This window comes from Streptomyces sp. NPDC051180 (assembly GCF_040689545.1).
Taxonomy (GTDB): Bacteria; Actinomycetota; Actinomycetes; order Streptomycetales; family Streptomycetaceae; genus Streptomyces.
The window spans coordinates 314,797-323,666 of the sequence record NZ_JBFBBC010000007.1 but is presented as its reverse complement, the minus strand read 5'-3'; the positions used below and the strand labels follow the sequence as shown (position 1 = coordinate 323,666).

The window sequence follows — 8,870 nt, the reverse complement described above, 5'->3', positions numbered from 1 at the left end:
ATGTGGAAGCCCAGTAATGGGTGGAGCTGACCGGTACTAATAGGCCGAGGGCTTGTCCTCAGTTGCTCGCGTCCACTGTGTTAGTTCTGAAGCAATGAACTCCCTTTGCCGGTTGAGTTCAACTTCATAGAGTTTCGGTGGTCATAGCGTTAGGGAAACGCCCGGTTACATTCCGAACCCGGAAGCTAAGCCTTTCAGCGCCGATGGTACTGCAGGGGGGACCCTGTGGGAGAGTAGGACGCCGCCGAACACCCGCCCTTTTAGCTCAGTCGGTAGAGCGTCTCCATGGTAAGGAGAAGGTCAACGGTTCGATTCCGTTAAAGGGCTCCGAAAAGAAAAAGGCCCCGCCATCTGGCGGGGCCTTTTTTGCGTTGTCCTACAGGTGGGCCGAAGCCGGCCCTGGGAAGGCCGGCCCTCACGAGGAGGGCCGGCCTTCGGGTTCAGCTGGGGTCGGGCTCGCGGAGACGCATGGCGAGGATGGCCATGTCGTCGGAGGCGGGGGCCTGCGCGAAGCGTTCCACGGCCCGCAGGATGCGGGAGGCGACCGCGCCGGCCGTCAGGCCCGTACAGCTCTTGAGGACTTCGGCGAGGCCGTCGTCGCCGAGCATGCGGGTGCCTTCGCGGCGTTCCGTCACGCCGTCCGTGACGCAGAGGAGCACGTCGCCCGGTTCGAGGGTGACGGTCTGCTCGTACAGCTCCAGGTCCTCCATGACGCCCAGCAGGGGCTGGGGCTCCGCTGCCGGCAGGACGGTGCCGTCCGGGCGGAGACGCAGCGGGAGGGGGTGACCGGCGCAGACGACCTTGAGGATCGCCGAACCGTCGGGCTGCGGGCGCATCTCGCCGTAGAGAAGGGTGAGGAAGCGGCTGCGGTCGCCCTCGTCGAGGATCGCCGCGTTGAGGCGTTCCAGGACGGCCGGGCCGCCGAAGCCCTCGCGGGCCAGGAGGCGCAGGGCGTGGCGGGCCAGGCCGGTGACGGCCGCGGCCTGCGGACCCGTACCGCAGACGTCGCCGATGGCGAAGCCGTAGGCGCCGTCGCGGATGGGGAAGAGGTCGTAGAAGTCGCCGCCGACCTCGTTGCCCTCGCCCGCGGCCCGGTAGATGACGTCGACCTCGACCCCCGGGATCTCGGGGAGGCCGGGCGGCAGCAGGCTGCGCTGGAGGGACTGGCTGATCGCCACGCGCTCCGAGTAGAGGCGGGCGTTGTCCAGGGCCAGGGCGGCCCGGCGGGAGAGGTCCTCCGCGAGCTCCAGGATCTCCTGGCGGAAGTGGTCCTCTGCCGGGCGGCCGAGCGTCAGCATGCCGATCACGCGGTTGCGGGCGACCAGCGGCAGGACGACCGTCTCACCGGCGACCGTGCCGGCCGTGGCGAGGGTGGTGTCGATGCCGGAGGAGAGCGGGCTCGCCGGATGGTCGAGGACGCGGACCGAGGCCGTGAGCGCGGCGCGGTGGGCCGCCTCGGCCGGTGCGGTCCAGACCCGGGCGCCGAAGCTCGTCACCGGCTCCGGCGGGGCGATCGAGGAGAGCAGTTCCTTGAGGCCGTCGATGCGGTCCTCGTCCTCGTGGAGCACGTACGAGAGATACGGGTCGGACGTCTGGTCGGCGATCGTGTAGACCGCGCACCAGGTGGCGAGGGTCGGAACCGTCATCTGGGCCATCAGGGCCAGGGTCTGGTCGCGGTCGAGGGTGCCGGCCAGCAGGTCGGACGCCTCGACGAGGAAGCTGAGGGAGCCGCGGCGCAGTCGCTCCAGCTCGCCCAGGCGGGCGGACTCCACGGCGAGGGCGATGCGGTCGGCGGCGAACTGGAGGCGCAGGGCCTCCTCGTTGGAGTAGCGGTTCGCGGTCTCGGCGGCGACGCCGAGGGAGCCGGTGAGGCGGCCCTCCACCTTGAGCGGGACCGTGACCACCGCGCGCATGCCGGTGCCTTCGAGGAGCGGCACGGCGCCGGGGACGGCGGCGAGGTCCTCGTGGACGGCGGGCATGCGGGCGGAGCCGTAGCGGCTGGCGCCGGTCTCGACGGGGACGCGGGCGAACCGCTGGCGGGCCGCGGGGAGCCCGGTGGTGGCCCGTACCTCCAGTTCCGTCTCGTCGTCGGTGGCGAGCAGCAGGAAGGCGGCGTCGCCGTCGAGCATGTCGCGGGCGCGTTCCACGGTGCGCTGGAGGAGGCCGTCGAGGTCGTCGGGGGCGGGGGAGCCGATGAAGACCTCGAACGGGTCGGCGGCGCGGCTCTCCGAGCCCGGCTCGGCGGCGGGCCGGTGCGGGGTCTGGAGGACGGCCCGCTCGTGCTCGCGGACCAGCAGGCAGACGGTGGAGGGCTCGCCCTGGGCGTCGCGGACGCGCAGGTGCGAGGCGTAGACGGGGACGACGCGGCCGTCGGCGCAGCGGATGCCGTAGCTGCCCTCCCAGCGGGAGAGGCGCAGGGCCTCGGCGAGGCCGGTGCCGGTGCCGGGGGTGTGGGGCCAGGCGGCGAGGTCGCCGAGGGGTTTGCCGGTGACCTGGTCGGAGGCGTATCCGAAGAGTTCCTCGGCGTCCTCGTTCCAGGCGGTGACGGTGCCGCCGCGGTCGATCTGGACGACGGCGACGCGGACGCGGCTGTCGGTGACCGGCAGGAGGGCGTCGGGCAGGACGGGGCCGGCGGAGCGGGTGCCCACCGGGCGCCGGGGGAGGTCGAGGTGGAACCAGACGTGCTTTCGAGTGGGGGAGTAGTCGACTCCCCAGCGGTGGGCCAGGGCGGCGCAGAGCAGCAGTCCGCGGCCGTTCTCGCGGTCGGGGCTGCCGAGGGTGCGGCCGCTCTGGACGGGGATCTCGCGCTCGGGGTAGCGGTCGGCCACCTCGACGCGGACGCTGTCGTCGGAGCGGAGGCAGAGGACCTCGGCGGAGGTGCCGGCGTGGATGACGGCGTTGGTGACGAGCTCGCTGGTGAGGACGACGGCGTCGTCCACGAGCTCGGGGTGCCCCCAGCCCTGGAGGGTGTCCCTGACGAACGCGCGGGCGGCCGCGACGGACCGCCCCACGGGCTCGAAGCTGGCTGTCGCCCGCGCGGTGATCACAGCACTCCTCGTACGCGTCTCGACGCCCGGCTCTGCCATGCTCGGTCTGTCCCTCCCGCTGCCCGGTGGTCGTGCGCGCACCACTCCGCCCCCGCCGGGCGGACCGGGGCGGTTGGACAGCCGGAAGCCAGGTTACTTACCTTCGCTGTCCGAGCGGATGCCGGTCACCGTTGATTCCGTCCCTCGGGGGTAGGGACGCTGTGCGAAGCTGCCGAACTGTTATCGCCTGGTTCGGGCACGGTGAAACACTGGGCAGGCTACGGCGGAAGTCGGAGCGGAACGGTCGACCCCTTTCGGGAGGGACACGGTGGAGTCTGGCACGGCGGCGCGGCGCGGCGGAGGCAGTGGCACGCGCGCGAGGGGCGGGCGTTCCCGTGGGGGGACGGTTCAGGTGGACGCGGCGGCACTGGAGCGGCTGCTGTCCGCGTTGGTGTCGATGCGGGACGGGAACTTCCGCAGGCGGCTGACGGTGTCCGGCGACGGGGTCATGGCGGAGATCTCCGCCGTGTTCAACGAGGTCGCCGACCGGCAGATGCATGTGACCGGGGAGCTGTCGCGGGTCCGCCGGGTGGTGGGACGCGAGGGCAAGCTGTCCGAGCGGCTGGAGGCCGGGGCCAGCGAGGGGGCGTGGGCGGCGGCGATCGAGGCCGCGAACGCGCTCGTCGACGACCTGGCGCGGCCGGTGTCCGAGGTGGGGCGGGTCCTGTCGGCGGTGGCCGAGGGCGACCTGGACCAGCGGATGGATCTGCGTTCGGAGGGTGCCGACGGGGCCGTACGGCCGCTGCGCGGGGAGTTCCTGAAGGTCGCGCGGACCGCGAACAACCTGGTCGACCAGCTGTCGGTGTTCGCCTCCGAGGTGACCCGGGTCGCCGTCGAGGTGGGTACCGACGGCAAGCTGGGCGGGCAGGCGCAGGTGCGCGGGGTCTCGGGTTCGTGGAAGGACCTCACGGACTCCGTCAACACGATGGCGAACCGGCTGACGGCCCAGGTGCGGGACATCGCCCTGGTGACGACGGCGGTGGCGGACGGCGACCTGTCGCAGAAGGTCACCGCGAACGTCGCCGGCGAGATGCTGGAGCTGAAGAACACCGTCAACCGGATGGTGGACCAGCTGTCCTCGTTCTCCTCCGAGGTGACCCGCGTCGCGCGCGAGGTGGGCACGGAGGGCGAGCTCGGCGGACAGGCCGAGGTCGCGGGCGTCGCGGGTGTCTGGAAGGACCTCACCGACTCCGTCAACACGATGGCCGGCAACCTGACCAACCAGGTGCGGGGCATCGCCGAGGTGACGACGGCGGTCGCCAACGGCGACCTGTCGCAGAAGGTGCGGGTCTCCGCGCGCGGCGAGATCGCGCAGCTGGCGGACACGATCAACCAGATGACCGAGACGCTGCGGACGTTCGCCGACGAGGTGACCCGGGTGTCGGGCGAGGTCGGCGCGCAGGGTCTGCTCGGCGGCCAGGCGCAGGTGCCGGGTGCGGCGGGGACGTGGAAGGACCTCACGGACTCCGTCAACACCGTCTTCCGGAACATCACCACGCAGGTGCGGGACATCGCGCAGGTGACGACGGCGGTGGCGAACGGCGACCTGTCGCAGAAGGTCACGGTCGACGTGGCCGGCGAGATGCTGGAGCTGAAGAACACCGTCAACACGATGGTGGACCAGCTGTCGGCCTTCGGTTCCGAGGTGACCCGGGTGGCCCGGGAGGTCGGCGTCGAGGGTCTGCTCGGCGGCCAGGCCGAGGTGCCGGGCGCGGCGGGGACGTGGAAGGACCTCACCGACTCGGTGAACACGGCCTTCCGCAACCTGACGGGTCAGGTGCGGGACATCGCGCAGGTGACGACGGCGGTGGCCAACGGCGACCTGTCGCAGAAGGTCACGGTCGACGTGGCCGGCGAGATGCTGGAGCTGAAGAACACCGTCAACACGATGGTGTCGCAGCTGTCCTCGTTCGCCGACCAGGTGACGCGGATGGCGCGGGACGTGGGCACGGAGGGCCGGCTCGGCGGCCAGGCCCGGGTGGACGGGGTCTCCGGCCGCTGGCGCGAGCTCACGGACTCCGTGAACTTCATGGCCGGCAACCTGACGTCGCAGGTGCGGCAGATCGCCCAGGTGACGACGGCGGTGGCCCGCGGCGACCTGTCGCAGAAGATCGACGTGGACGCGCGCGGCGAGATCCTGGAGCTGAAGAACACCATCAACACGATGGTCGACCAGCTCTCCGCCTTCGCGGACCAGGTGACCCGGGTGGCCCGCGAGGTGGGCACGGACGGGCGGCTGGGCGGTCAGGCGCAGGTGCCCGGCGTCGCCGGCGTGTGGCGCGACCTGACGGACTCGGTGAACGGCATGGCCGGGAACCTCACCACCCAGGTCCGCAACATCGCGCAGGTCGCCACGGCGGTCGCGCGTGGTGACCTGTCGCAGAAGATCGACGTGGACGCGCGCGGCGAGATCCTGGAGCTGAAGAACACCCTCAACACGATGGTGGACCAGCTCTCGAACTTCGCCGAGCAGGTCACCAGGGTGGCCCGCGAGGTGGGCACCGAGGGCATGCTGGGCGGTCAGGCCGAGGTGCAGGGGGTCTCCGGCACCTGGAAGGACCTCACCCAGTCGGTGAACTTCATGGCGAACAACCTCACCATCCAGGTGCGGAACATCGCCGAGGTCACGACGGCCGTCGCCATGGGCGACCTGTCGAAGAAGATCACGGTCGACGCCCGGGGTGAGATCCTGGAGCTGGTGACGACCGTCAACACGATGGTCGACCAGCTGTCGAACTTCGCGGACGAGGTCACGCGCGTGGCCCGCGAGGTGGGCACGGAGGGCATCCTCGGCGGCCAGGCGCGCGTGCGCGGTGTCACGGGCACGTGGAAGGACCTCAGCGACAACGTCAACCTGATGGCCAACAACCTGACCAGCCAGGTGCGGAACATCTCCCGGGTCTCGGCCGCCGTCGCCAACGGCGACCTGACCAAGAAGGTGACGGTCGAGGCGCGCGGCGAGGTCGCCGAACTCGCCGAGACCGTCAACACGATGGTGACGACCCTGTCGTCCTTCGCGGACGAGGTCACGCGGGTGGCCCGCGAGGTGGGCACGGAGGGCGAACTGGGCGGCCAGGCCCGTGTTCCGGGCGTCTCGGGCACCTGGAAGGACCTCACCGAGTCGGTGAACTCGATGGCCTCCAACCTCACCGGTCAGGTGCGCCAGATCGCGGCGGTCACCACGGCCATCGCCAAGGGCGACCTCACCAAGAAGATCGACATCGACGCGCGCGGCGAGATCCAGGAGCTGAAGAACACCATCAACACGATGGTCGACCAGCTGTCGAACTTCGCCGAGGAGGTCACGCGCGTGGCCCGTGAGGTGGGCACGGAGGGCATCCTCGGCGGCCAGGCGCGCGTGCGGGACGTCGACGGGACCTGGCGCGACCTGACCGAGTCGGTGAACGAGATGGCCGGGAACCTGACCCGCCAGGTGCGGGCCATCGCGGCCGTCGCCACGGCGGTGACCCGGGGCGACCTCAATCTCAAGATCGACGGCGTGGACGCGGCGGGCGAGATCCAGGCCCTGCAGGACAACATCAACACGATGATCGCGAACCTGCGCGACACCACCCTCGCCAACGAGGAGCAGGACTGGCTGAAGGGCAACCTGGCCCGTATCTCCGGTCTCATGCAGGGCCGCCGGGACCTGGACGACGTCGCCTCGCTCATCATGAGCGAGCTGACGCCGGTGGTCTCGGCCCAGCACGGCGCCTTCTTCGTGGCCGTGCCGACCGGCCAGGCACACGGGGACGCGGAGCTGGTGGGAGAGGGCGACGGCTCGTACGAGCTGCGGATGCGCGGGAGTTACGGGTACTCCACCGGGTCCATGCCGACCTCGTTCCGTCCCGGCGAGACCCTCATCGGGACGGCGGCCGAGGAGAAGCGGACGATCCAGGTCAACGTGCCGCCGGGGTACCTGAAGATCTCGTCGGGGCTCGGGGAGGCCGCGCCGGCGCACGTGATCGTGCTGCCGGTGCTCTTCGAGGGGAAGGTCCTCGGCGTCATCGAGCTGGCGTCGTTCCAGCCGTTCACCCAGATCCAGCGGGACTTCCTCAACCAGCTCGCCGAGCTGATCGCCACGACCGTCAACACCATCAGCGTCAACACCAAGACCGAGGTGCTGCTCCAGCAGTCGCAGGAGCTCACCGAGCAGCTCAAGGAGCGGTCGGCCGAGCTGGAGCACCGGCAGAAGGAGCTGCAGGGCTCCAACCTGGAGCTGGAGGAGAAGGCCGAGCTGCTGGCCCGGCAGAACCGCGACATCGAGGTGAAGAACACCGAGATCGAGGAGGCCCGGCAGGTCCTGGAGGAGCGGGCCGAACAGCTCGCGGTCTCCATGAGGTACAAGTCCGAGTTCCTGGCGAACATGTCGCACGAGCTGCGCACGCCGCTCAACTCGCTGCTGATCCTCGCCAAGTTGCTCGCGGACAACGCCGAGACGAACCTGACGCCGAAGCAGGTCGAGTTCGCGGAGACGATCCACGGGGCCGGTTCGGACCTGCTCCAGCTGATCAACGACATCCTCGACCTGTCCAAGGTCGAGGCGGGCAAGATGGACGTGTCGCCGACGCGGATCGCGCTCGTCCAGCTCGTCGACTACGTGGAGGCCACCTTCCGGCCGCTCACCGCGGAGAAGGGGCTCGACTTCTCGGTGCGGGTGTCGCCGGAGCTGCCGGCCACGCTCCACACCGACGAGCAGCGGCTGCTCCAGGTGCTGCGCAACCTGCTGTCCAACGCGGTGAAGTTCACCGACACGGGCGCGGTGGAGCTGGTGATCCGGCCGGCGGGCGCGGACGTGCCGCAGTCGATCCGCGAGCAGCTCCTGGAGGCCGGTTCGCTGCGCGACCCGGAGGCGGCGCTCATCGCGTTCTCGGTGACCGACACCGGGATCGGCATCGCGGCCGGCAAGATGCGGGTCATCTTCGAGGCGTTCAAGCAGGCCGACGGCACGACCAGCCGGAAGTACGGCGGTACGGGCCTGGGCCTGTCGATCAGCCGGGAGATCGCGCGGCTGCTCGGCGGCGAGATCTTCGCGGCGAGCGAGCCGGGCCGTGGCTCGACGTTCACGCTCTACCTGCCGCTGAGCCCGACCGAGCTCCCGACACAGGGGTACGGGCAGGGCGGAGCGGACGCCGACGAGCCGCAGCACGGGGCCGAGGGCGGCATGGGCGGGGCGGTCGACCCCTTCCCGCACTTCGCGCCGCCGGTGCGCACCGAGGCGCGCTCCGGGGCCGGGGCGCTGTTCCGGCACCGGCGCAAGGCCGCGGCGGAGGCGACCGGGGCGCGGAACGGGACACCGGGCCGACCCGGCCGGCAGGCCGAGCCCGATCCGGTGGAGCAGGAGGAGGCGGTCGAGCCGCGCCGTACCTTCGACTTCTCCGGCGAGCGGGTGCTGATCGTCGACGACGACATCCGCAACGTCTTCGCGCTCACCAGCGTCCTGGAGCAGCACGGGCTCGCGGTGCTCTACGCGGAGAACGGGCGGGAGGGCATCGAGGTCCTGGAGCAGAACGACGACGTGACGGTCGTCCTGATGGACATCATGATGCCGGAGATGGACGGGTACGCGACGACGACCGCGATCCGACGGATGCCGCAGTTCGCGGGGCTGCCGATCATCGCCCTCACCGCGAAGGCGATGAAGGGCGACAAGGAGAAGGCGATCGAGTCGGGCGCCTCGGCCTATGTGACCAAGCCGGTCGACCCCGACCATCTGCTGTCGGTGATGGAGCAGTGGATGCGGGGGGAGTGACTCCGGACCGGGGGTCCGCGCGAGCCGTCGCG

The 8,870-nt window shown here is 70.8% G+C and carries 2 protein-coding genes, 1 tRNA gene and 1 rRNA gene; 3 read left to right on the top strand and 1 reads right to left on the bottom strand.

Going from position 1 to position 8,870, the window contains the following annotated elements; genetic code table 11:
* Positions 1-133: 133 nt before the first annotated feature.
* Positions 134-250: ribosomal RNA gene (rrf, locus tag AB0424_RS16090) — 5S ribosomal RNA — on the top strand.
* A gap of 4 nt (positions 251-254) precedes the next feature.
* Positions 255-327, top strand: a tRNA-Thr gene (locus AB0424_RS16085).
* A 113-nt stretch (positions 328-440) separates the two neighbouring features.
* Here the strand turns inward: AB0424_RS16085 and AB0424_RS16080 are convergent.
* The gene (locus tag AB0424_RS16080; RefSeq protein ID WP_366305758.1) at positions 441-3,086 is read right to left on the bottom strand and encodes a SpoIIE family protein phosphatase; all 2,646 of its coding nucleotides are present in this window, start codon (positions 3,084-3,086) and stop codon (positions 441-443) included.
* Between the two features lie 268 nt (positions 3,087-3,354).
* On the opposite strand from AB0424_RS16080, the gene AB0424_RS16075 reads away from it, so the two are divergent.
* Complete coding sequence (locus AB0424_RS16075) at positions 3,355-8,838, top strand: HAMP domain-containing protein (RefSeq protein WP_366305756.1); 5,484 nt, start codon at positions 3,355-3,357, stop codon at positions 8,836-8,838.
* The last annotated feature ends 32 nt before the right edge of the window (positions 8,839-8,870 follow it).